38 protein-coding genes are annotated in these 20,851 nt (G+C 50.1%); 34 read left to right on the top strand and 4 right to left on the bottom strand.

Annotation, left to right across the window (positions count from 1 at the left end):
- From tuf to bfr, 3 genes are all read left to right on the top strand, one after another.
- On the top strand, positions 1-1,011 hold a 1,011-nt coding region (tuf, locus tag OGX66_RS02625), incomplete at its 5' end, for an elongation factor Tu (RefSeq protein ID WP_127674166.1).
- A 172-nt stretch (positions 1,012-1,183) separates the two neighbouring features.
- Positions 1,184-1,378, top strand: coding sequence for a bacterioferritin-associated ferredoxin (gene bfd, locus OGX66_RS02630; RefSeq protein ID WP_003031111.1), 195 nt, complete (start codon positions 1,184-1,186; stop codon positions 1,376-1,378).
- Positions 1,379-1,449: 71 nt separating this feature from the next.
- Positions 1,450-1,926, top strand: a complete 477-nt coding sequence (gene bfr, locus OGX66_RS02635) for a bacterioferritin (protein ID WP_003031113.1) — start codon at positions 1,450-1,452, stop codon at positions 1,924-1,926.
- Here bfr and OGX66_RS02640 read toward each other — a convergent pair.
- Positions 1,923-2,390, bottom strand: a complete 468-nt coding sequence (locus OGX66_RS02640; RefSeq protein WP_049002893.1) for a prepilin peptidase — start codon at positions 2,388-2,390, stop codon at positions 1,923-1,925. The genes bfr and OGX66_RS02640 overlap by 4 nt on opposite strands.
- Before the next feature lie 379 nt (positions 2,391-2,769).
- Here OGX66_RS02640 and rpsJ point away from each other — a divergent pair, with 379 nt between their 5' ends.
- From rpsJ to arfA, 31 genes are all read left to right on the top strand, one after another.
- The gene (gene rpsJ, locus OGX66_RS02645) at positions 2,770-3,081 is read left to right on the top strand and encodes a 30S ribosomal protein S10 (RefSeq protein ID WP_001181005.1); all 312 of its coding nucleotides are present in this window, start codon (positions 2,770-2,772) and stop codon (positions 3,079-3,081) included.
- A 32-nt stretch (positions 3,082-3,113) separates the two neighbouring features.
- Positions 3,114-3,743 carry a 50S ribosomal protein L3 gene (gene rplC / locus OGX66_RS02650; RefSeq protein WP_003031117.1) on the top strand — a complete coding sequence of 210 codons (630 nt, stop codon included), beginning with the start codon at positions 3,114-3,116 and terminating at the stop codon, positions 3,741-3,743.
- A 10-nt stretch (positions 3,744-3,753) separates the two neighbouring features.
- Positions 3,754-4,359 carry a 50S ribosomal protein L4 gene (gene rplD / locus OGX66_RS02655; protein ID WP_003031119.1) on the top strand — a complete coding sequence of 202 codons (606 nt, stop codon included), beginning with the start codon at positions 3,754-3,756 and terminating at the stop codon, positions 4,357-4,359.
- On the top strand, positions 4,356-4,658 hold the full coding sequence (gene rplW / locus OGX66_RS02660) for a 50S ribosomal protein L23 (protein ID WP_000617546.1): 303 nt from the start codon (positions 4,356-4,358) through the stop codon (positions 4,656-4,658). Before rplD ends, rplW begins: the two co-directional genes overlap by 4 nt.
- Positions 4,659-4,675: 17 nt before the next feature.
- On the top strand, positions 4,676-5,497 hold the full coding sequence (gene rplB, locus OGX66_RS02665) for a 50S ribosomal protein L2 (protein WP_000301869.1): 822 nt from the start codon (positions 4,676-4,678) through the stop codon (positions 5,495-5,497).
- Positions 5,498-5,513: 16 nt separating this feature from the next.
- Positions 5,514-5,792, top strand: coding sequence for a 30S ribosomal protein S19 (rpsS, locus tag OGX66_RS02670; RefSeq protein WP_001138115.1), 279 nt, complete (start codon positions 5,514-5,516; stop codon positions 5,790-5,792).
- Between the two features lie 14 nt (positions 5,793-5,806).
- On the top strand, positions 5,807-6,139 hold the full coding sequence (gene rplV, locus OGX66_RS02675) for a 50S ribosomal protein L22 (protein WP_000448832.1): 333 nt from the start codon (positions 5,807-5,809) through the stop codon (positions 6,137-6,139).
- Between the two features lie 17 nt (positions 6,140-6,156).
- Positions 6,157-6,858, top strand: a complete 702-nt coding sequence (gene rpsC / locus OGX66_RS02680; protein ID WP_000529945.1) for a 30S ribosomal protein S3 — start codon at positions 6,157-6,159, stop codon at positions 6,856-6,858.
- A 12-nt stretch (positions 6,859-6,870) separates the two neighbouring features.
- Positions 6,871-7,281, top strand: coding sequence for a 50S ribosomal protein L16 (gene rplP, locus OGX66_RS02685; protein WP_000941208.1), 411 nt, complete (start codon positions 6,871-6,873; stop codon positions 7,279-7,281).
- Positions 7,281-7,472: a 50S ribosomal protein L29 gene (gene rpmC / locus OGX66_RS02690; protein ID WP_000644742.1), complete on the top strand. Its 192-nt coding sequence runs from the start codon at positions 7,281-7,283 to the stop codon at positions 7,470-7,472. The genes rplP and rpmC overlap by 1 nt, the downstream gene beginning before the upstream one ends.
- Entirely contained in the window at positions 7,472-7,726 is a 255-nt protein-coding gene (rpsQ, locus tag OGX66_RS02695) for a 30S ribosomal protein S17 (protein WP_003031120.1), read from the top strand. The genes rpmC and rpsQ overlap by 1 nt, the downstream gene beginning before the upstream one ends.
- Before the next feature lie 163 nt (positions 7,727-7,889).
- Positions 7,890-8,261, top strand: a complete 372-nt coding sequence (gene rplN, locus OGX66_RS02700) for a 50S ribosomal protein L14 (RefSeq protein WP_000613954.1) — start codon at positions 7,890-7,892, stop codon at positions 8,259-8,261.
- 10 nt (positions 8,262-8,271) lie between these two features.
- A complete protein-coding gene (rplX, locus tag OGX66_RS02705) occupies positions 8,272-8,586 on the top strand; it encodes a 50S ribosomal protein L24 (protein ID WP_003031122.1) in 315 nt (104 codons plus the stop codon).
- A 14-nt stretch (positions 8,587-8,600) separates the two neighbouring features.
- On the top strand, positions 8,601-9,140 hold the full coding sequence (gene rplE, locus OGX66_RS02710) for a 50S ribosomal protein L5 (RefSeq protein ID WP_003031123.1): 540 nt from the start codon (positions 8,601-8,603) through the stop codon (positions 9,138-9,140).
- Between the two features lie 14 nt (positions 9,141-9,154).
- Positions 9,155-9,460: a 30S ribosomal protein S14 gene (gene rpsN / locus OGX66_RS02715; protein ID WP_003031125.1), complete on the top strand. Its 306-nt coding sequence runs from the start codon at positions 9,155-9,157 to the stop codon at positions 9,458-9,460.
- Positions 9,461-9,490: 30 nt separating this feature from the next.
- A complete protein-coding gene (gene rpsH, locus OGX66_RS02720; protein WP_003031127.1) occupies positions 9,491-9,883 on the top strand; it encodes a 30S ribosomal protein S8 in 393 nt (130 codons plus the stop codon).
- Between the two features lie 12 nt (positions 9,884-9,895).
- Positions 9,896-10,429: a 50S ribosomal protein L6 gene (gene rplF / locus OGX66_RS02725; protein ID WP_003031129.1), complete on the top strand. Its 534-nt coding sequence runs from the start codon at positions 9,896-9,898 to the stop codon at positions 10,427-10,429.
- A gap of 9 nt (positions 10,430-10,438) precedes the next feature.
- A complete protein-coding gene (gene rplR / locus OGX66_RS02730) occupies positions 10,439-10,792 on the top strand; it encodes a 50S ribosomal protein L18 (RefSeq protein ID WP_000358960.1) in 354 nt (117 codons plus the stop codon).
- A 14-nt stretch (positions 10,793-10,806) separates the two neighbouring features.
- Entirely contained in the window at positions 10,807-11,310 is a 504-nt protein-coding gene (gene rpsE / locus OGX66_RS02735) for a 30S ribosomal protein S5 (protein WP_003031131.1), read from the top strand.
- 3 nt (positions 11,311-11,313) lie between these two features.
- A complete protein-coding gene (gene rpmD, locus OGX66_RS02740; protein ID WP_001140434.1) occupies positions 11,314-11,493 on the top strand; it encodes a 50S ribosomal protein L30 in 180 nt (59 codons plus the stop codon).
- A gap of 3 nt (positions 11,494-11,496) precedes the next feature.
- Entirely contained in the window at positions 11,497-11,931 is a 435-nt protein-coding gene (gene rplO, locus OGX66_RS02745; RefSeq protein ID WP_003031132.1) for a 50S ribosomal protein L15, read from the top strand.
- A 7-nt stretch (positions 11,932-11,938) separates the two neighbouring features.
- Positions 11,939-13,270, top strand: a complete 1,332-nt coding sequence (gene secY, locus OGX66_RS02750; RefSeq protein ID WP_001118864.1) for a preprotein translocase subunit SecY — start codon at positions 11,939-11,941, stop codon at positions 13,268-13,270.
- 30 nt (positions 13,271-13,300) lie between these two features.
- Positions 13,301-13,417 carry a 50S ribosomal protein L36 gene (gene rpmJ / locus OGX66_RS02755; protein ID WP_000868187.1) on the top strand — a complete coding sequence of 39 codons (117 nt, stop codon included), beginning with the start codon at positions 13,301-13,303 and terminating at the stop codon, positions 13,415-13,417.
- A 146-nt stretch (positions 13,418-13,563) separates the two neighbouring features.
- A complete protein-coding gene (gene rpsM / locus OGX66_RS02760; protein WP_003031135.1) occupies positions 13,564-13,920 on the top strand; it encodes a 30S ribosomal protein S13 in 357 nt (118 codons plus the stop codon).
- Positions 13,921-13,936: 16 nt separating this feature from the next.
- On the top strand, positions 13,937-14,326 hold the full coding sequence (gene rpsK, locus OGX66_RS02765) for a 30S ribosomal protein S11 (RefSeq protein ID WP_003031137.1): 390 nt from the start codon (positions 13,937-13,939) through the stop codon (positions 14,324-14,326).
- 33 nt (positions 14,327-14,359) lie between these two features.
- On the top strand, positions 14,360-14,980 hold the full coding sequence (gene rpsD, locus OGX66_RS02770; RefSeq protein WP_003031138.1) for a 30S ribosomal protein S4: 621 nt from the start codon (positions 14,360-14,362) through the stop codon (positions 14,978-14,980).
- A 25-nt stretch (positions 14,981-15,005) separates the two neighbouring features.
- Positions 15,006-15,995: a DNA-directed RNA polymerase subunit alpha gene (locus tag OGX66_RS02775; protein ID WP_003031139.1), complete on the top strand. Its 990-nt coding sequence runs from the start codon at positions 15,006-15,008 to the stop codon at positions 15,993-15,995.
- Positions 15,996-16,035: 40 nt separating this feature from the next.
- Complete coding sequence (gene rplQ, locus OGX66_RS02780) at positions 16,036-16,419, top strand: 50S ribosomal protein L17 (RefSeq protein ID WP_001216370.1); 384 nt, start codon at positions 16,036-16,038, stop codon at positions 16,417-16,419.
- A gap of 107 nt (positions 16,420-16,526) precedes the next feature.
- Complete coding sequence (locus OGX66_RS02785) at positions 16,527-16,895, top strand: DnaJ family domain-containing protein (protein WP_016151084.1); 369 nt, start codon at positions 16,527-16,529, stop codon at positions 16,893-16,895.
- A gap of 10 nt (positions 16,896-16,905) precedes the next feature.
- Complete coding sequence (gene zntR, locus OGX66_RS02790; RefSeq protein WP_003031145.1) at positions 16,906-17,331, top strand: Zn(2+)-responsive transcriptional regulator; 426 nt, start codon at positions 16,906-16,908, stop codon at positions 17,329-17,331.
- 57 nt (positions 17,332-17,388) lie between these two features.
- Positions 17,389-17,607 carry an alternative ribosome-rescue factor ArfA gene (arfA, locus tag OGX66_RS02795; RefSeq protein WP_003031148.1) on the top strand — a complete coding sequence of 73 codons (219 nt, stop codon included), beginning with the start codon at positions 17,389-17,391 and terminating at the stop codon, positions 17,605-17,607.
- On the opposite strand, the gene mscL is transcribed toward arfA, so the two are convergent.
- The 3 genes from mscL to rsmB form a co-directional block, all read right to left on the bottom strand.
- Entirely contained in the window at positions 17,604-18,017 is a 414-nt protein-coding gene (gene mscL, locus OGX66_RS02800) for a large-conductance mechanosensitive channel protein MscL (RefSeq protein WP_003031152.1), read from the bottom strand. The genes arfA and mscL overlap by 4 nt on opposite strands.
- A 141-nt stretch (positions 18,018-18,158) precedes the next feature.
- Positions 18,159-19,535, bottom strand: coding sequence for a Trk system potassium transporter TrkA (gene trkA / locus OGX66_RS02805; RefSeq protein ID WP_003031153.1), 1,377 nt, complete (start codon positions 19,533-19,535; stop codon positions 18,159-18,161).
- A gap of 21 nt (positions 19,536-19,556) precedes the next feature.
- Complete coding sequence (gene rsmB, locus OGX66_RS02810; protein ID WP_088903388.1) at positions 19,557-20,846, bottom strand: 16S rRNA (cytosine(967)-C(5))-methyltransferase RsmB; 1,290 nt, start codon at positions 20,844-20,846, stop codon at positions 19,557-19,559.
- Positions 20,847-20,851 lie beyond the last annotated feature (5 nt).

The raw sequence follows: 20,851 nt of genomic DNA on the forward strand, positions 1-20,851 counted from the left end.
CGTGGTATCACCATCAACACTTCTCACGTTGAATATGACACCCCGACTCGCCACTACGCACACGTAGACTGCCCGGGCCACGCCGACTATGTTAAAAACATGATCACCGGTGCTGCGCAGATGGACGGCGCGATCCTGGTTGTTGCTGCGACTGACGGCCCGATGCCGCAGACTCGTGAGCACATCCTGCTGGGTCGTCAGGTAGGCGTTCCGTACATCATCGTGTTCCTGAACAAATGCGACATGGTTGATGACGAAGAGCTGCTGGAACTGGTAGAAATGGAAGTTCGTGAACTTCTGTCTCAGTACGATTTCCCGGGCGACGACACTCCGATCGTTCGTGGTTCTGCTCTGAAAGCGCTGGAAGGCGAAGCAGAGTGGGAAGCGAAAATCATCGAACTGGCTGGCTTCCTGGATTCTTACATCCCAGAACCAGAGCGTGCGATTGACAAGCCGTTCCTGCTGCCTATCGAAGACGTATTCTCCATCTCCGGTCGTGGTACCGTTGTTACCGGTCGTGTAGAGCGCGGTATCATCAAGGTTGGTGAAGAAGTTGAAATCGTTGGTATCAAAGAGACTGCTAAGTCTACCTGTACTGGCGTTGAAATGTTCCGCAAACTGCTGGACGAAGGCCGTGCTGGTGAGAACGTTGGTGTTCTGCTGCGTGGTATCAAACGTGAAGAAATCGAACGTGGTCAGGTACTGGCTAAGCCGGGCTCTATCAAGCCGCACACCAAGTTCGAATCTGAAGTGTACATTCTGTCCAAAGACGAAGGCGGCCGTCATACTCCGTTCTTCAAAGGCTACCGTCCGCAGTTCTACTTCCGTACTACTGACGTGACTGGTACCATCGAACTGCCGGAAGGCGTAGAGATGGTAATGCCGGGCGACAACATCAAAATGGTTGTTACCCTGATCCACCCGATCGCGATGGACGACGGTCTGCGTTTCGCAATCCGTGAAGGCGGCCGTACTGTTGGTGCGGGCGTTGTTGCTAAAGTAATGAGCTAATTATTGATTAATTAGCTTTGAGCTTAAAAAGGGCGCTTCGGCGCCCTTTTTGCTGCCTGCAATTTAGTAGCTGTCATATTTATTCATTCTCCCGCCGCGTAAATAGCGTTGTGCTATTGTAATCATAACTATTCTCATTTACACTTTGCACAGAAATTGAACGGGAGCGATCATGTACGTTTGTTTGTGTAATGCGATAAGTGATAAAAAAATACGTCAGGCTGTTCGCCAGTTTCACCCTCAGTCCTTTCAGCAATTACGTAAATTTATTCCTGTAGGAAATCAATGCGGTAAGTGCATTCGTGCTGCCCGTGAAGTCATGCAGGATGAATTAACGCAAATGCCAGAATTTAAAGAGATCGCCTAAGTCACACTCTTTTTTTTGACATCCCTGTAGCCCCATCTACGCTCTAAGAGTGGAAGCGGAGGGACTATAAAATGAAAGGTGATGTTAAAATCATAAATTATCTCAATAAACTATTGGGAAATGAGCTTGTCGCGATCAACCAGTATTTTCTCCATGCTCGTATGTTTAAAAACTGGGGACTGACTCGCCTCAATGATGTTGAGTACCATGAATCTATCGATGAGATGAAACACGCTGATAAATATATCGAGCGTATTTTATTCTTAGAAGGGCTCCCGAACTTGCAGGATCTTGGCAAGTTGGGTATTGGCGAAGACGTTGAAGAGATGCTGCAATCCGATCTTCGACTCGAGTTGGATGGGGCGAAAGATCTGCGTGAAGCCATTGCCTATGCCGATAGCGTTCATGATTATGTCAGCCGGGACATGATGATCGAGATCCTGACTGAAGAAGAAGGGCATATTGACTGGCTCGAAACTGAGCTGGACCTGATTGCAAAACTTGGCTTGCAAAATTATCTGCAATCGCAAATAAAAGTCAGTGACTAACCGCCCTGTATCAGATTTACCCAGCCAATAACGAAACCCGCAGCCGCCAGATATGGCCCAAAAGGCAGCGGGTTTTTTAGCATCTGTCTCCCGTAACGGACGCAAGAAATCCCGGTGAGACAACATGCCATGCCCGTGGCAAGTAAAACCAACAGTGGCAATGATTCCCAGCGATGCCATGCGCCCAGTGCGGCAAGAAATTTGACATCACCAAAGCCTAATCCTTCCTGTCGGCATATCAAACGATACCCCCAGTAGAACAAAGCAAATACCCCATAGCCCGCTACGGCACCCCAAAGCGCGTCGGATAACTGTGCAGGTCTGCAGCACTGATGATAAATAAGACCGCCCCACAAAAGAGGGCAGGTAAATTTGTCGGGCAGCAACCCGGTACGCAGGTCATGGACTAAGAGCAACCCTGATAGCGAAACATAAATAAGCAGAAAGGGGAGGTCGATGTACATGGGCAAATCTCATTTGGTAAAGAGTTTACCTTCGGGTAAGCCCGCCGGCCCTACAAGTCCCGGATGTGAGTTATGGATGCTCTCTTCCACGGAAAACGCGTTGCATCACAGGACATACAATCAGAGTGGAAGGAGGCCCGCATTTATGAACGAGTGATTAATTTCTACGCGGCACTTGCTTAAGACTGAGATTTACGTATAATGCGCGGGCTTGTCTAATATTGACAGCGGTTCGATATGAGCCACCGGTACTGCGAAAGCAATACCAGACAATGTTCCCAATCGGGGAACTCTGTAAGAACGGTTACACTCTCCCATCAATCGTAATGGGTTTGAGGAGTAACTATTTCGTCTATAAAATAATTGGAGCTCTGGTCTCATGCAGAACCAAAGAATCCGTATCCGTTTGAAAGCGTTTGATCATCGTCTGATCGATCAATCAACCGCGGAAATCGTCGAGACTGCCAAGCGCACTGGTGCGCAGGTTCGTGGTCCGATCCCGCTGCCGACCCGCAAAGAGCGTTTCACCGTTCTGATCTCCCCGCACGTCAACAAAGACGCGCGTGATCAGTACGAGATCCGTACTCACAAGCGTCTGGTTGACATCGTTGAGCCAACTGAAAAAACCGTTGATGCTCTGATGCGTCTGGACCTGGCTGCCGGTGTAGACGTGCAGATCAGCCTGGGTTAATCAGGTCATCGAGCGATTGAGAGGTTGATACAATGATTGGTTTAGTCGGTAAAAAAGTGGGTATGACCCGCATCTTCACTGAAGATGGCGTATCTATCCCAGTAACCGTTATCGAAGTTGAAGCAAACCGCGTTACTCAGGTTAAAGATCTGGCTAACGATGGCTATCGCGCTGTTCAGGTTACCACCGGTGCTAAAAAAGCTAACCGCGTAACTAAGCCGGAAGCTGGCCACTTTGCTAAAGCTGGCGTAGAAGCTGGCCGCGGCCTGTGGGAGTTCCGTCTGGCAGATGGTGAAGAATACACCGTTGGTCAGAACATTAGCGTTGAACTGTTTGCTGACGTTAAAAAAGTTGACGTAACCGGTACCTCTAAAGGTAAAGGTTTCGCTGGTACCGTTAAGCGCTGGAACTTCCGTACCCAGGACGCTACTCACGGTAACTCCTTGTCTCACCGCGTTCCGGGTTCTATCGGTCAGAACCAGACTCCGGGCAAAGTGTTCAAAGGCAAGAAAATGGCAGGTCAGCTGGGCAACGAACGTGTAACCGTTCAGAGCCTGGACGTAGTACGTGTTGACGCTGAGCGCAACCTGCTGCTGGTTAAAGGTGGTGTTCCGGGTGCGACCGGTTGCGACCTGATCGTTAAACCAGCTGTGAAGGCGTAAGGGGATAGCAATGGAATTAGTATTGAAAGACGCGCAGAGCGCGCTGACTGTTTCCGAAACTACCTTCGGTCGTGATTTCAACGAAGCGCTGGTTCACCAGGTTGTTGTTGCTTATGCAGCTGGTGCTCGTCAGGGTACTCGTGCTCAGAAGACTCGTGCTGAAGTAACTGGTTCAGGCAAAAAGCCGTGGCGCCAGAAAGGTACCGGCCGTGCGCGTTCAGGTTCTATCAAGAGCCCGATCTGGCGTTCAGGTGGCGTGACCTTCGCTGCTCGTCCACAGGACCACAGTCAAAAAGTTAACAAAAAGATGTACCGCGGCGCGCTGAAAAGCATTCTGTCCGAACTGGTACGTCAGGATCGTCTGATCGTTGTCGAATCATTCTCTGTAGAAGCGCCTAAAACTAAGCTGCTGGCACAGAAACTGAAAGACATGGCTCTGGAAGATGTGCTGATCATCACCGGTGAGCTGGACGAAAACCTGTTCCTGGCTGCGCGCAACCTGCACAAGGTTGACGTACGCGATGCAACTGGTATCGACCCGGTTAGCCTGATCGCCTTCGACAAAGTCGTAATGACTGCTGATGCTGTTAAGCAAGTTGAGGAGATGCTGGCATGATTCGTGAAGAACGTCTGCTGAAAGTGCTGCGCGCACCGCACGTTTCTGAAAAAGCGTCTACTGCGATGGAAAAAACTAACACCATCGTTCTCAAAGTTGCTAAAGACGCGACCAAAGCAGAAATCAAAGCTGCTGTGCAGAAACTGTTTGAAGTCGAAGTCGAAGTCGTTAACACCCTGGTAGTTAAAGGGAAAGTTAAACGTCACGGACAGCGTATCGGTCGTCGTAGCGACTGGAAAAAAGCTTACGTCACCCTGAAGGAAGGCCAGAATCTGGACTTCGTCGGCGGCGCTGAGTAAGTCGGAGGAGTAATACAATGGCAGTTGTTAAATGTAAACCGACATCTCCGGGTCGTCGCCACGTTGTTAAAGTGGTCAACCCAGAGCTGCACAAGGGCAAACCTTTTGCTCCGCTGGTTGAAAAAAACAGCAAATCCGGTGGTCGTAACAACAATGGCCGTATCACCACTCGTCACATCGGTGGTGGTCACAAGCAGGCTTATCGTATTGTTGACTTCAAACGCAACAAAGACGGTATCCCGGCAGTTGTTGAACGTCTTGAGTACGATCCGAACCGCTCCGCGAACATCGCGCTGGTTCTGTACAAAGACGGTGAACGCCGTTACATCCTGGCCCCTAAAGGCCTGAAAGCTGGCGACCAGATTCAGTCTGGCGTTGATGCTGCAATCAAAGCAGGTAACACCCTGCCGATGCGTAATATCCCGGTTGGTTCTACCGTTCATAACGTAGAAATGAAACCAGGTAAAGGCGGTCAGCTGGCACGTTCCGCTGGTACTTACGTTCAGATCGTTGCTCGTGATGGTGCTTATGTCACCCTGCGTCTGCGTTCTGGTGAAATGCGTAAAGTCGAAGCAGACTGCCGTGCAACTCTGGGCGAAGTTGGCAATGCTGAGCATATGCTGCGCGTTCTGGGTAAAGCAGGTGCTGCACGCTGGCGTGGTGTTCGTCCTACCGTTCGCGGTACTGCGATGAACCCAGTCGACCACCCACATGGTGGTGGTGAAGGTCGTAACTTTGGTAAGCACCCGGTAACTCCGTGGGGCGTTCAGACCAAAGGTAAGAAGACCCGCAGCAACAAGCGTACTGATAAATTCATCGTACGTCGCCGTAGCAAATAATTTTAGAGGATAAGCCATGCCACGTTCTCTCAAGAAAGGTCCTTTTATTGACCTGCACTTGCTGAAGAAGGTAGAGAAAGCGGTGGAAAGCGGAGACAAGAAGCCCCTGCGCACTTGGTCCCGTCGTTCAACGATCTTTCCTAACATGATCGGTTTGACCATCGCTGTCCATAATGGTCGTCAGCACGTTCCGGTATTTGTTTCCGACGAAATGGTCGGTCACAAACTGGGTGAATTCGCACCGACTCGTACTTATCGCGGCCATGCTGCTGATAAAAAAGCGAAGAAGAAATAAGGTAGGAGGAAGAGATGGAAACTTTAGCTCAACATCGCCATGCTCGTTCTTCTGCTCAGAAGGTTCGCCTTGTTGCAGACCTGATTCGCGGTAAGAAAGTGTCGCAGGCTCTGGATATTCTGACCTACACCAATAAGAAAGCGGCTGTACTGGTTAAGAAAGTCCTGGAATCTGCCATTGCTAACGCTGAACACAACGATGGCGCTGACATTGACGATCTGAAAGTTACGAAAATTTTCGTAGACGAAGGCCCGAGCATGAAGCGCATTATGCCGCGTGCAAAAGGTCGTGCAGATCGCATCCTGAAGCGCACCAGCCACATTACTGTGGTTGTGTCCGATCGCTGAGACTCTGGAGACTAGCAATGGGTCAGAAAGTACATCCTAATGGTATTCGCCTGGGTATTGTAAAACCATGGAACTCAACCTGGTTTGCGAACACCAAAGAATTCGCTGACAACCTGGACAGCGATTTTAAAGTACGTCAGTACCTGACTAAGGAACTGGCTAAAGCGTCTGTATCTCGTATCGTTATCGAGCGTCCGGCTAAGAGCATCCGTGTGACCATTCACACCGCTCGCCCGGGTATCGTTATCGGTAAGAAAGGCGAAGACGTAGAAAAACTGCGCAAAGTCGTAGCGGATATTGCTGGCGTTCCTGCTCAGATCAATATCGCCGAAGTGCGTAAGCCTGAACTGGACGCAAAATTGGTTGCTGACAGCATCACTTCTCAGCTGGAACGTCGCGTTATGTTCCGTCGTGCTATGAAGCGTGCTGTACAGAACGCAATGCGTCTGGGCGCTAAAGGTATCAAAGTTGAAGTTAGCGGCCGTCTGGGCGGCGCGGAAATCGCACGTACTGAATGGTACCGCGAAGGTCGCGTACCGCTGCACACTCTGCGTGCTGACATCGACTACAACACCTCTGAAGCGCACACCACTTACGGTGTAATCGGCGTTAAGGTATGGATCTTCAAAGGCGAGATCCTGGGTGGTATGGCTGCTGTTGAACAACCGGAAAAACCGGCTGCGCAACCTAAAAAGCAGCAGCGTAAAGGCCGTAAATAAGGAGCGTCGCTGATGTTACAACCAAAGCGTACAAAATTCCGTAAAATGCACAAAGGCCGTAACCGCGGTCTGGCTGCTGGCGCGGATGTTAGCTTCGGCAGCTTCGGTCTGAAAGCTGTTGGCCGTGGTCGTCTGACTGCCCGTCAGATCGAAGCAGCACGTCGTGCTATGACCCGTGCAGTTAAGCGTCAAGGTAAGATCTGGATCCGTGTATTCCCGGACAAACCGATCACTGAAAAGCCGCTGGCAGTGCGTATGGGTAAAGGTAAAGGTAACGTGGAGTATTGGGTTGCCTTGATTCAGCCGGGTAAAGTCCTGTATGAAATGGACGGCGTACCGGAAGAGCTGGCCCGTGAAGCATTCAAGCTGGCAGCAGCGAAACTGCCGATTAAAACCACCTTTGTAACTAAGACGGTGATGTAATGAAAGCAAAAGAGCTGCGTGAGAAGAGTGTTGAAGAGCTGAACACCGAGCTGCTGAATCTGCTGCGTGAGCAGTTCAACCTGCGTATGCAGGCTGCAAGTGGCCAGCTGCAACAGTCTCACCTGTTGAAGCAAGTGCGTCGTGACGTCGCACGCGTTAAGACTTTACTGACTGAGAAGGCGGGTGCGTAATGACCGATAAAATCCGTACTCTGCAAGGTCGCGTTGTTAGCGATAAAATGGAGAAATCCATCGTTGTTGCTATCGAACGTTTTGTGAAACACCCGATCTACGGTAAATTCATTAAGCGTACGACCAAACTGCACGTACATGACGAGAACAACGAATGCGGTACTGGTGACGTGGTTGAAATCCGCGAATGCCGTCCGCTGTCCAAGACTAAGTCCTGGACGCTGGTTCGCGTTGTAGAGAAAGCCGTTCTGTAATACAGTAGGCATTCTCAACGAATAAACGGCTCAGCGATGAGCCGTTTATTTTTTCTACCCATATCGTTGAAGCGGTGTTATAATGCCGCGCCCCCGATATGGGGCTTTTTTAACGACCTGATTTTCGGGTCTCAGTAGTAGTTGACATTAGCGGAGCACTAAAATGATCCAAGAACAGACTATGCTGAACGTCGCCGACAACTCCGGTGCACGTCGCGTAATGTGTATCAAGGTTCTGGGTGGCTCGCACCGTCGCTACGCAGGCGTCGGCGATATCATCAAGATCACCATCAAGGAAGCAATTCCGCGTGGTAAGGTCAAAAAAGGTGATGTGCTGAAGGCGGTAGTGGTGCGCACCAAGAAGGGTGTTCGTCGCCCGGACGGTTCTGTCATTCGCTTCGATGGTAATGCATGCGTTATTTTAAACAATAACAGCGAGCAACCTATCGGTACGCGTATTTTTGGGCCGGTAACTCGTGAACTTCGTAACGAGAAGTTCATGAAAATTATCTCTCTGGCACCAGAAGTACTCTAAGGAGCGAATCATGGCAGCGAAGATCCGTCGTGATGACGAAGTTATCGTGTTAACCGGTAAAGATAAAGGTAAACGCGGTAAAGTTAAGAATGTCCTGTCTTCCGGCAAGGTCATTGTTGAAGGTATCAACCTGGTTAAGAAACATCAGAAGCCGGTTCCGGCCCTGAACCAACCAGGCGGCATCGTAGAGAAAGAAGCAGCTATTCAGATCTCTAACCTTGCTATCTTCAACGCGGCAACCGGCAAGGCTGACCGTGTAGGCTTTAGATTCGAAGACGGCAAAAAAGTCCGTTTCTTCAAATCTAACAGCGAAACTATCAAGTAATTTGGAGTAGTACGATGGCGAAACTGCATGATTACTACAAAGACGAAGTAGTCGCTAAACTCATGACTGAGTTTAACTACAATTCTGTCATGCAAGTCCCTCGGGTCGAGAAGATCACCCTGAACATGGGTGTTGGTGAAGCGATCGCTGACAAGAAACTGCTGGATAACGCAGCAGCTGACCTGACAGCAATCTCCGGTCAAAAACCGCTGATCACCAAAGCACGCAAATCAGTTGCAGGCTTCAAAATCCGTCAGGGCTATCCGATCGGCTGTAAAGTAACTCTGCGTGGCGAACGCATGTGGGAGTTCTTTGAGCGCCTGATCACTATTGCTGTTCCACGTATCCGTGACTTCCGTGGCTTGTCCGCTAAGTCTTTCGACGGTCGTGGTAACTACAGCATGGGTGTCCGTGAGCAGATCATCTTCCCAGAAATCGACTACGATAAAGTCGACCGCGTGCGTGGTTTGGATATTACCATTACCACTACTGCGAAATCTGACGAAGAAGGCCGTGCTCTGCTGGCTGCCTTTGACTTCCCGTTCCGCAAGTAAGGTAGGGTTACTGAATGGCTAAGCAATCAATGAAAGCACGCGAAGTAAAGCGCGTAGCTTTAGCTGATAAGTACTTCGCAAAACGCGCTGAACTGAAAGCTATTATCTCTGATGTGAACGCGACCGACGAAGATCGTTGGAACGCAGTTCTCAAGCTGCAGTCTCTGCCGCGTGATTCCAGCCCGTCCCGTCAGCGTAACCGCTGCCGTCAAACAGGTCGTCCGCATGGCTATGTGGGCAAGTTCGGGTTGAGCCGTATCAAACTGCGTGAAGCCGCCATGCGCGGTGAAGTACCAGGCTTGAAAAAGGCTAGCTGGTAATTACCAATTGAATCACGGGAGTAAAGACAGATGAGCATGCAAGATCCGATCGCGGATATGCTGACCCGTATCCGTAACGGTCAGGCCGCGAATAAAGCTGCGGTCACCATGCCTTCCTCCAAGCTGAAAGTGGCAATTGCCAACGTGCTGAAGGAAGAAGGTTTTATTGAAGATTTTAAAGTTGAAGGCGACACCAAGCCGGAACTGGAACTTACTCTCAAGTATTTCCAGGGTAAAGCTGTTGTAGAAAGCATTCAGCGTGTCAGTCGCCCAGGTCTGCGCATTTATAAGCGTAAAGACGAGCTGCCGAAAGTTATGGCTGGCATGGGTATCGCAGTTGTTTCTACCTCTAAAGGTGTTATGACTGATCGTGCAGCGCGCCAGGCTGGTCTTGGTGGCGAAATTATCTGCTACGTAGCCTAATCGGAGGAAAAAATGTCTCGTGTTGCTAAAGCACCGGTCGTTATTCCTGCCGGCGTTGATGTAAAAATCAACGGTCAGGTTATTACGATCAAAGGTAAAAACGGCGAGCTGACTCGTACTCTCAACGATGCTGTTGCAGTAAATCATGCAGATAATGCACTGACCTTCGGTCCGCGTGATGGTTACGCAGATGGATGGGCTCAGGCTGGTACCGCGCGTGCCCTGCTGAATGCAATGGTTGTCGGTGTTACCGAAGGCTTCACTAAGAAGCTTCAGCTGGTTGGTGTAGGTTATCGTGCAGCGGTTAAAGGGAATGTAGTAAACCTGGCTTTAGGTTTCTCTCACCCAGTTGACCATCAGCTGCCTGCGGGAATCACTGCAGAATGTCCGTCTCAGACTGAAATCGTGCTGAAAGGCGCTGATAAACAGCTGATCGGTCAGGTTGCAGCAGATCTGCGCGCCTACCGTCGTCCTGAGCCTTATAAAGGCAAGGGTGTTCGTTACGCCGACGAAGTCGTGCGTACCAAAGAGGCTAAGAAGAAGTAAGGTAACACTATGGATAAGAAATCTGCTCGTATCCGTCGTGCGACCCGCGCACGCCGCAAGCTCCAGGAGCTGGGTGCAACTCGCCTGGTGGTACATCGTACCCCGCGTCATATTTACGCACAGGTAATTGCACCGAACGGTTCTGAAGTTCTGGTAGCTGCTTCTACTGTAGAAAAAGCTATCGCTGAACAATTGAAGTACACCGGTAACAAAGACGCTGCTGCAGCTGTAGGTAAAGCTGTTGCTGAACGCGCTCTGGAAAAAGGCATCAAAGATGTTTCTTTTGACCGTTCCGGGTTCCAATATCATGGTCGTGTCCAGGCACTGGCAGATGCTGCCCGTGAAGCTGGCCTTCAGTTCTAAGGTAGAGGTGTAAGATGGCTCACATCGAAAAACAAGCTGGCGAACTGCAGGAAAAGCTGATCGCGGTTAACCGCGTATCTAAAACCGTTAAAGGTGGTCGTATTTTCTCCTTCACAGCTCTGACTGTAGTTGGTGATGGTAACGGTCGCGTTGGTTTTGGTTACGGTAAAGCGCGTGAAGTTCCAGCAGCGATCCAGAAAGCGATGGAAAAAGCCCGTCGCAATATGATTAACGTCGCGCTGAACCACGGCACCCTGCAGCACCCGGTTAAGGGTACTCACACGGGTTCTCGTGTATTCATGCAGCCGGCTTCCGAAGGTACCGGTATCATCGCCGGTGGTGCAATGCGCGCCGTTCTGGAAGTCGCTGGAGTTCGTAACGTTCTGGCTAAAGCGTATGGTTCTACTAACCCGATTAACGTGGTTCGTGCAACTATCGATGGCCTGGAAAATATGAAATCTCCGGAAATGGTCGCTGCCAAGCGTGGTAAATCCGTTGAAGAAATTCTGGGGAAATAAACCATGGCAAAGACTATTAAAATTACTCAAACCCGCAGTGCAATCGGTCGTCTGCCGAAACACAAGGCAACGCTGCTTGGCCTGGGTCTGCGTCGTATTGGTCACACCGTAGAGCGCGAGGATACTCCTGCTGTTCGTGGTATGGTCAACGCGGTTTCCTTCATGGTTAAAGTTGAGGAGTAAGAGATGCGTTTAAATACTCTGTCTCCGGCCGAAGGCTCTAAAAAAGCGGCTCGCCGCCTGGGTCGTGGTATCGGTTCTGGCCTCGGTAAAACCGGTGGTCGTGGTCACAAAGGTCAGAAGTCTCGTTCTGGCGGTGGCGTACGTCGCGGTTTCGAGGGTGGTCAGATGCCTCTGTACCGTCGTCTGCCGAAATTCGGCTTCACTTCACGTAAAGCAGCGATTACAGCCGAAGTTCGTCTGTCTGACCTGGCTAAAGTTGAAGGCGGTGTTGTAGACCTGAACACGCTGAAAGCAGCTAACATTATCGGTATCCAGATCGAGTTCGCGAAAGTGATCCTGGCTGGTGAAGTCACTACTCCGGTAACTGTTCGTGGCCTGCGTGTTACTAAAGGCGCTCGTGCTGCTATCGAAGCTGCTGGCGGTAAAATCGAGGAATAAGTAGCAGATGGCTAAACAACCGGGATTAGATTTTCAAAGTGCCAAAGGTGGCTTAGGCGAGCTGAAACGCAGACTGCTGTTTGTAATCGGCGCGCTGATTGTGTTCCGTATTGGCTCTTTCATTCCGATCCCTGGTATTGATGCCGCTGTACTTGCCAAACTGCTTGAGCAACAGCGAGGCACCATCATTGAAATGTTTAACATGTTCTCTGGTGGTGCTCTCAGCCGTGCTTCTATCTTTGCTCTGGGGATCATGCCGTATATTTCGGCGTCGATCATTATCCAGCTGCTGACGGTGGTTCATCCAACGCTGGCAGAAATTAAGAAAGAAGGGGAGTCTGGTCGTCGTAAGATCAGCCAGTACACCCGCTACGGTACTCTGGTGCTGGCAATATTCCAGTCGATCGGTATTGCTACCGGTCTGCCGAATATGCCTGGTATGCAGGGCCTGGTGATGAACCCAGGCTTTGCATTCTATTTCACCGCTGTTGTAAGTCTGGTTACAGGGACGATGTTCCTGATGTGGTTGGGTGAACAGATTACTGAACGTGGTATCGGCAACGGTATCTCAATCATTATCTTCGCCGGTATTGTAGCGGGACTCCCGCCAGCCATTGCCCATACTATCGAGCAAGCGCGTCAAGGCGACCTGCACTTCCTCGTGTTGCTGTTGGTTGCAGTATTAGTATTCGCAGTGACGTTCTTTGTTGTATTTGTTGAGCGTGGTCAACGCCGCATTGTGGTAAACTACGCGAAACGTCAGCAAGGTCGTCGTGTCTATGCTGCACAGAGCACACATTTACCGCTGAAAGTGAATATGGCGGGGGTAATCCCGGCAATCTTCGCTTCCAGTATTATTCTGTTCCCGGCGACCATCGCGTCATGGTTCGGGGGCGGGACTGGTTGGAACTGGCTGACAACAATTTCGCTGTATTTGCAGCCTGGGCAACCGCTTTATGTGTTACTCTATGCGTCTGCAATCATATTCTTCTGTTTCTTCTACACGGCGTTGGTTTTCAACCCGCGTGAAACAGCAGATAACCTGAAGAAGTCCGGTGCATTTGTACCAGGAATTCGTCCGGGAGAGCAAACGGCGAAGTATATCGATAAAGTAATGACCCGCCTGACTTTGGTTGGTGCGCTCTACATTACCTTTATCTGCCTGATCCCGGAGTTCATGCGTGATGCAATGAAAGTACCGTTCTACTTCGGTGGGACCTCACTGCTTATCGTTGTTGTCGTGATTATGGACTTTATGGCTCAAGTGCAAACTCTGATGATGTCAAGTCAGTACGAGTCTGCATTGAAGAAGGCGAATCTGAAAGGCTACGGCCGTTAACAGTCGCCCGAGAAGTTACGGAGAGTAAAAATGAAAGTTCGTGCTTCCGTCAAGAAATTATGCCGTAACTGCAAAATCGTTAAGCGTGATGGTGTCATCCGTGTGATTTGCAGTGCCGAGCCGAAGCATAAACAGCGCCAAGGCTGATTTATTCGCATATTTTTCTTGCAAAGTTGGGTTGAGCTGGCTAGATTAGCCAGCCAATCTTTTGTATGTCTGTGCGTTTCCATTTGAGTATCCTGAAAACGGGCTTTTCAGCATGGTGCGTACATATTAAATAGTAGGAGTGCATAGTGGCCCGTATAGCAGGCATTAACATTCCTGATCAGAAACATGCTGTGATCGCATTAACTTCGATCTACGGCGTCGGCAAGACCCGTTCTAAAGCCATTCTGGCTGCCGCGGGTATCGCTGAAGATGTTAAGATCAGTGAGCTGTCTGAAGAACAAATCGACACGCTGCGTGACGAAGTTGCCAAATTTGTCGTTGAAGGTGATCTGCGCCGTGAAGTTAGCATGAGCATCAAGCGCCTTATGGACCTTGGTTGCTATCGCGGTTTGCGTCATCGTCGTGGTCTCCCGGTTCGCGGTCAGCGTACCAAGACCAACGCACGTACCCGTAAGGGTCCGCGCAAACCGATCAAGAAATAATCGGGGTGATTGAATAATGGCAAAGGCACCAATTCGTGCACGTAAACGTGTAAGAAAACAAGTCTCTGACGGCGTGGCTCATATCCATGCTTCTTTTAACAACACCATCGTTACCATTACTGATCGTCAGGGTAACGCACTGGGTTGGGCAACAGCCGGTGGTTCCGGTTTCCGTGGTTCTCGCAAATCCACTCCGTTTGCAGCTCAGGTTGCAGCAGAGCGTTGCGCTGAAGCCGTAAAAGAATACGGTATCAAGAATCTGGAAGTTATGGTCAAAGGACCGGGTCCAGGTCGCGAATCTACTGTTCGTGCTCTGAACGCCGCTGGTTTCCGCATCACTAATATTACTGATGTGACTCCGATCCCTCATAACGGTTGTCGTCCGCCGAAAAAACGTCGCGTATAACGCTGTCGTTTCTAGGATTGTTGGAGAAAGAAAATGGCAAGATATTTGGGTCCTAAGCTCAAGCTGAGCCGTCGTGAGGGCACTGACTTATTCCTTAAGTCTGGCGTTCGCGCGATCGATACCAAGTGTAAAATTGAACAAGCTCCTGGCCAGCACGGTGCGCGTAAACCGCGTCTGTCTGACTATGGTGTGCAGTTGCGTGAAAAGCAAAAAGTTCGCCGTATCTACGGTGTGCTGGAGCGTCAGTTCCGTAACTACTACAAAGAAGCAGCACGTCTGAAAGGCAACACCGGTGAAAACCTGTTGGGTCTGCTGGAAGGTCGTCTGGACAACGTTGTATACCGTATGGGCTTCGGTGCCACTCGTGCAGAAGCACGTCAGCTGGTCAGCCATAAAGCAATTATGGTAAACGGTCGTGTTGTTAACATCGCTTCTTATCAGGTTAGTCCGAATGACGTTGTTAGCATTCGTGAGAAAGCGAAGAAGCAGTCTCGCGTGAAAGCCGCTCTGGAGCTGGCTGAGCAGCGTGAAAAGCCAACCTGGCTGGAAGTTGATGCTGGCAAGATGGAAGGTACGTTCAAGCGTAAGCCGGAGCGTTCTGATCTGTCTGCGGACATTAACGAACACCTGATCGTCGAGCTTTACTCCAAGTAAAGCTTAGTACCAAAGAGAGGACACAATGCAGGGTTCTGTGACAGAGTTTCTAAAACCGCGCCTGGTAGATATCGAGCAAGTGAGTTCGACGCACGCCAAGGTGACCCTTGAGCCTTTAGAGCGTGGCTTTGGCCATACTTTGGGTAACGCACTGCGCCGTATTCTGCTCTCATCGATGCCGGGTTGCGCGGTGACCGAGGTTGAGATTGATGGTGTACTACATGAGTACAGCACCAAAGAAGGCGTTCAGGAAGATATCCTGGAAATCCTGCTCAACCTGAAAGGGCTGGCGGTGAGAGTTCAGGGTAAAGATGATGTTATTCTTACCTTGAATAAATCTGGCATTGGCCCTGTGACTGCAGCCGACATTACCCATGATGGTGATGTCGAAATCGTCAAGCCACAGCACGTGATCTGCCACCTGACCGATGAGAATGCATCTATTAGCATGCGTATCAAAGTTCAGCGCGGTCGTGGTTATGTGCCGGCTTCTACCCGAATTCATTCGGAAGAAGATGAGCGCCCAATCGGCCGTCTGCTGGTCGACGCATGCTACAGCCCTGTAGAGCGTATTGCCTACAATGTTGAAGCAGCGCGTGTAGAACAGCGTACCGACCTGGACAAGCTGGTCATCGAAATGGAAACCAACGGCACAATCGATCCTGAAGAGGCGATTCGTCGTGCGGCTACCATTCTGGCTGAACAACTGGAAGCTTTCGTTGATTTACGTGATGTACGTCAGCCGGAAGTTAAAGAAGAGAAACCAGAATTCGATCCGATCCTGCTGCGCCCTGTTGACGATCTGGAATTGACTGTCCGCTCTGCTAACTGCCTCAAAGCAGAAGCTATCCACTATATCGGTGATCTGGTACAGCGTACTGAGGTTGAGCTTCTTAAGACGCCTAACCTTGGTAAAAAATCTCTTACCGAGATTAAAGACGTGCTGGCTTCCCGTGGACTGTCTCTGGGCATGCGCCTGGAAAACTGGCCACCGGCAAGCATCGCTGACGAGTAACCGGATCACAGGTTAAGGTTTTACTGAGAAGGATAAGGTCATGCGCCATCGTAAGAGTGGTCGTCAACTGAACCGCAACAGCAGCCATCGCCAGGCTATGTTCCGCAATATGGCAGGTTCACTGGTTCGTCATGAAATCATCAAGACGACTCTGCCGAAAGCGAAAGAGCTGCGTCGCGTAGTTGAGCCGCTGATTACTCTTGCCAAGACTGATAGCGTAGCTAATCGTCGTCTGGCATTCGCCCGTACTCGTGATAACGAGATCGTGGCAAAACTGTTTAACGAACTGGGCCCGCGTTTCGCGAGCCGCGCCGGTGGTTACACTCGCATTCTGAAGTGTGGTTTCCGTGCAGGCGACAACGCGCCGATGGCATACATCGAGCTGGTTGATCGTTCAGAGAAAACAGAAGCTGCTGCAGAGTAATCTGTAGTAACGTAAAAAAACCCGCTTCGGCGGGTTTTTTTATATCCGTCATATCCCCACTTATCTACAATATCTGTACTCTTTTTGTTCATCCCCTGGAGTGTTGTATGTGGTTACTGGACCAGTGGGCAGAGCGCCATATTATTGATGCGCAATCTAAAGGTGAGTTTGATGATTTGCCGGGAACGGGTGAACCGCTGACTCTTGACGATGACTCCCATGTCCCGACTGAACTCCGAGCTGGATACCGTTTATTAAAAAATGCAGGTTGCCTTCCTCCTGAGCTCGAGCAACGCAGAGAAGCAATACAGCTGCTTGAAATACTCGCGGGGATCCGCAAAGATGATCCAAGTTATCCGGAGGTGAGCCGAAGACTGTCGCTGCTGGAACTTAAACTTCGGCAGGCTGGACTCAGCACCGAGTTTTTGCGCGGTGACTACGCAGATAAGCTGCTAAAAAAGATCAACGATGAATAGCGGAGAGAGCATGTACCGAATTGGTGAAATAGCGAAACTGGCTGACGTGACGCCAGATACTATCCGCTACTATGAAAAGCAGCAGATGATGGAGCATGAAGTGCGTACTGAAGGCGGATTTCGGCTCTATACAGAAAGCGATCTTCAGCGCCTGAAGTTTATTCGTTATGCCCGCCAGCTTGGTTTCACTCTGGAGTCGATCCGCGAATTGCTTTCGATCCGTGTTGATCCCGAACACCATACCTGTCAGGAATCAAAAGGGATCGTCCAGGAAAGACTGCAAGAAGTCGAAGCACGTATTGCCGAACTTCAGACGATGCAGCGGTCTCTGCAGCGATTGAATGATGCATGCTGCGGCAAGGCACACAGCAGCGTGTACTGCTCTATTCTTGAAGCTCTTGAGCAAGGCGCCAGTGGAACAACATCAGGCTGTTGATTTCTTGAACTGCCGGGTCTACACTCGCGGCGTAAATTACTACAAACTGGAGATATTATGAGTCGTTATCAGCACACCAAAGGGCAGATAAAGGACAACGCCATTGAGGCGCTTCTGCATGACCCACTGTTCAGACAGCGCGTTGAGAAAAATAAGAAAGGGAAAGGAAGTTATCTACGTAAAGGCAAACATGGCAATCGGGGTAACTGGGAGGCCAGTGGCAAGAAAGTAATTAACTTTTTTACCACTGGCCTTCTTGTTTCAGTGAGTGTTTAAGAGCGGTTATTCTGTTCTTTCAGCAGGTCACGAATTTCACTCAGTAATACTTCTTCTTTCGATGGAGCTGGCGGTGCTGCTGGCTCCTCCGCTTTTTTACGGTTCAGTTTGTTGATCAGTTTGATTGCCATAAAGATAGCAAAGGCAACAATAATGAAATCGAAGACATTCTGAATAAATACACCGTAATGCATGACCACGGCAGGGATGTCTCCCTGTGCATCACGTAGCGTTAAAGCAAACTGTTTAAAATCAATCCCACCAATTAACAACCCCAGTGGCGGCATGATGATATCGGCAACCAGTGATGAAACAATCTTACCGAATGCCGCACCAATAATGACACCCACTGCCAAATCGACAACATTCCCGCGCATCGCGAATTCGCGAAACTCTTTAATAATGCTCATTTTATTCTCCCTATGCAGCTGACGTTTATAAGTTTAACAAATGTTTAGGCAATTTCCATTTATGTATTGCCGAAAGGAAAATTTATTAGACCATGAAATATAAAGGGAAATAAAAAGGGCGCTGTATTAGCGCCCAAATTATTACAGGAAGAAAGGACTTGGCTGGAATAGTCTCTCGACGTCGGTAATAAACTTTTTATCTGTCAGGAACATAATTACGTGATCGCCCTGCTCAATGCGCAGGTTATCGTTGGCAATCATCACGTCATTACCACGCACAACGGCGCCAATAATGGTTCCAGGGGGAAGTTTAATTTCATCAATTGAACGCCCCACAACCCGAGATGTTGTTTCATCCCCGTGTGCGACGGCTTCAATGGCTTCCGCGACGCCACGGCGTAGTGAAGAAACACCGACAATGTCAGCTTTACGTACGTGACTGAGCAGCGCGGAGATGGTCGCCTGCTGCGGTGAAATAGCAATATCGATCACGCTACCTTGCACCAGATCGACGTATGCTCTGCGTTGGATTAACACCATCACTTTCTTGGCACCCATCCGTTTGGCAAGCATCGCCGACATGATATTCGCTTCATCATCGTTGGTCACTGCGATGAACAGATCTACCTGATCGATATGTTCTTCGGCCAGTAACTCTTGATCCGAAGCATCACCAAAAAAGACGATCGTATTTTGCAGTTTCTCTGCAAGTTCGGATGCTCGCTGTTGATTACGTTCGATCAGTTTGACGCTGTAATCTTTTTCCAGACGACGAGCAAGACCCGCTCCGATATTACCGCCGCCTACTAACATAATGCGTTTGTACGGTTTTTCCAGACGTTGCAGTTCACTCATTACGGCGCGAATATGCTGTGATGCCGCAATAAAGAAGACTTCATCACCCGCTTCAACGATCGTAGAACCTTGTGGACGGATTGGTCGGTCATGACGGAAAATCGCCGCAACGCGGGTATCGATGTGCGGCATATGTTCACGCATTGTTGACAGCGCATTACCGATAAGCGGCCCGCCGTAATAGGCTTTTACTACTGCCAGACTGACTTTACCTTCGGCAAAATTCACCACCTGTAATGCACCCGGATATTCAATCAGTCGATAAATGCTATCGATAACCAGTTGCTCCGGCGCAATCAGGTGATCGATAGGTACCGCATCGGATTGGAATAGCTTGTCCGCATCACGAACATAATCCGGTGAACGAATACGGGCGATGCGATTAGGCGTATTAAACAGTGAATAAGCTACCTGGCAGGCAACCATATTTGTTTCATCTGAGCTGGTTACGGCAACCAGCATATCGGCATCGTCGGCCCCAGCTTCACGCAGTACGCGAGGATGTGAACCGTGCCCTTGCACGACGCGGAGATCAAACTTGTCCTGCAGGCTGCGCAGACGTTCACCATTGGTATCGACTACCGTGATATCGTTGTTCTCTCCGACCAGGTTTTCAGCCAGCGTACCGCCAACTTGCCCTGCGCCCAGAATGATAATTTTCATCAGTCGCGACCCGTTATCTCATCACTTTTTGATTAGCTTAGCGTAAAAGAAGCCATCGCCATCTTCCGCACCCGGTAAATTCTGACGTCCGGGTTTTTCCGGCGTACCGGTTTCGCTTAATACCGCATCCGGCGTGCGTGCCAGGAAGGCGGTAATTTGCTGCTGGTTTTCTTCTGGCAGGATAGAGCACGTTGCATAAACCAGCGTGCCGCCAGGTTTAAGATGTAACCAGGTTGCATTCAGGATCTCGGCCTGCAGCTGCGCAAGTTCGGCAATATCCCGGTCGCGACGCAGCCATTTGATGTCTGGATGGCGACGAATAACGCCGGTGGCAGAACACGGAGCATCCAGCAAAATACGGTCAAACTGTTGTTCGCCACACCATTGTTGTGGATATCGACCATCACCCTGTTTTACGGTTGCCTTCATGCCCAGACGTTTCAGATTGTCGTAAACGCGCGATAAGCGTTTTTCATCCACATCGACGGCCATGACGTTAGCTTGCGGAGCAACTTCCAGAATGTGCGTCGTTTTACCCCCCGGCGCGCAGCATAGGTCGAGAATCTGCTCGCCATCTTTCGGCAGTAGATATTTAACGCACCCCTGAGCAGAAGCATCCTGAACGGTGATCCAACCTTCGTCAAAACCAGGGAGGGCGTGAACTGGAGCCGGTGTTTCCAGACGCACTGCATCCGGGTAGTCTGGATGCGGGAAACCGGTTAATCCCGCTGCGGTAAGCAGGTCTATCCAGGCGTCGCGAGTATGGTGATTACGATTGACGCGTAGCCACATCGGCGGTCGCTGGTTATTGGCTTCAAGAATAGCTTCCCACTGCTGCGGATACGCACTCTTAATACGTTTCACCAGCCAGGAGGGGTGTAAGAAGCGCAAATCGCTTTGCGCAAACTCGGCCAGCAGTTCATCCTGACGGCGTTGAAACTGGCGCAACACGCCGTTGATCAGCCCTTTCAGTTGCGGACGCTTAATGGCAACCGCACCTTCTACTGTCTCAGCCAGCGCGGCGTGTGCTGGAATACGAGTATGCAGAAGTTGGTAGAAGCCCACCATGATCAGGTAGTGAACGATGCGTTGTTTGCCCGTCATTGGACGTTCCATGAGTTGCTGGATCATCCATTCCAGTTGAGAGAGTGTACGCAATACGCCGAAGCAAAGTTCCTGCAACAGCGCTTTGTCTTTATCAGCAACTTTTTGCTGCATGGCGGGCAGCACGTTGCTTAATGACTGTCCTTTTTCGACAACCTGTTCGACGGCTTGGGCCGCCATACTGCGTAAATTAAGATGTTTTTTCATAAGCG

This window comes from Citrobacter sp. Cf072 (genome assembly GCF_030334485.1).
GTDB lineage: Bacteria > Pseudomonadota > Gammaproteobacteria > Enterobacterales > Enterobacteriaceae > Citrobacter > Citrobacter freundii.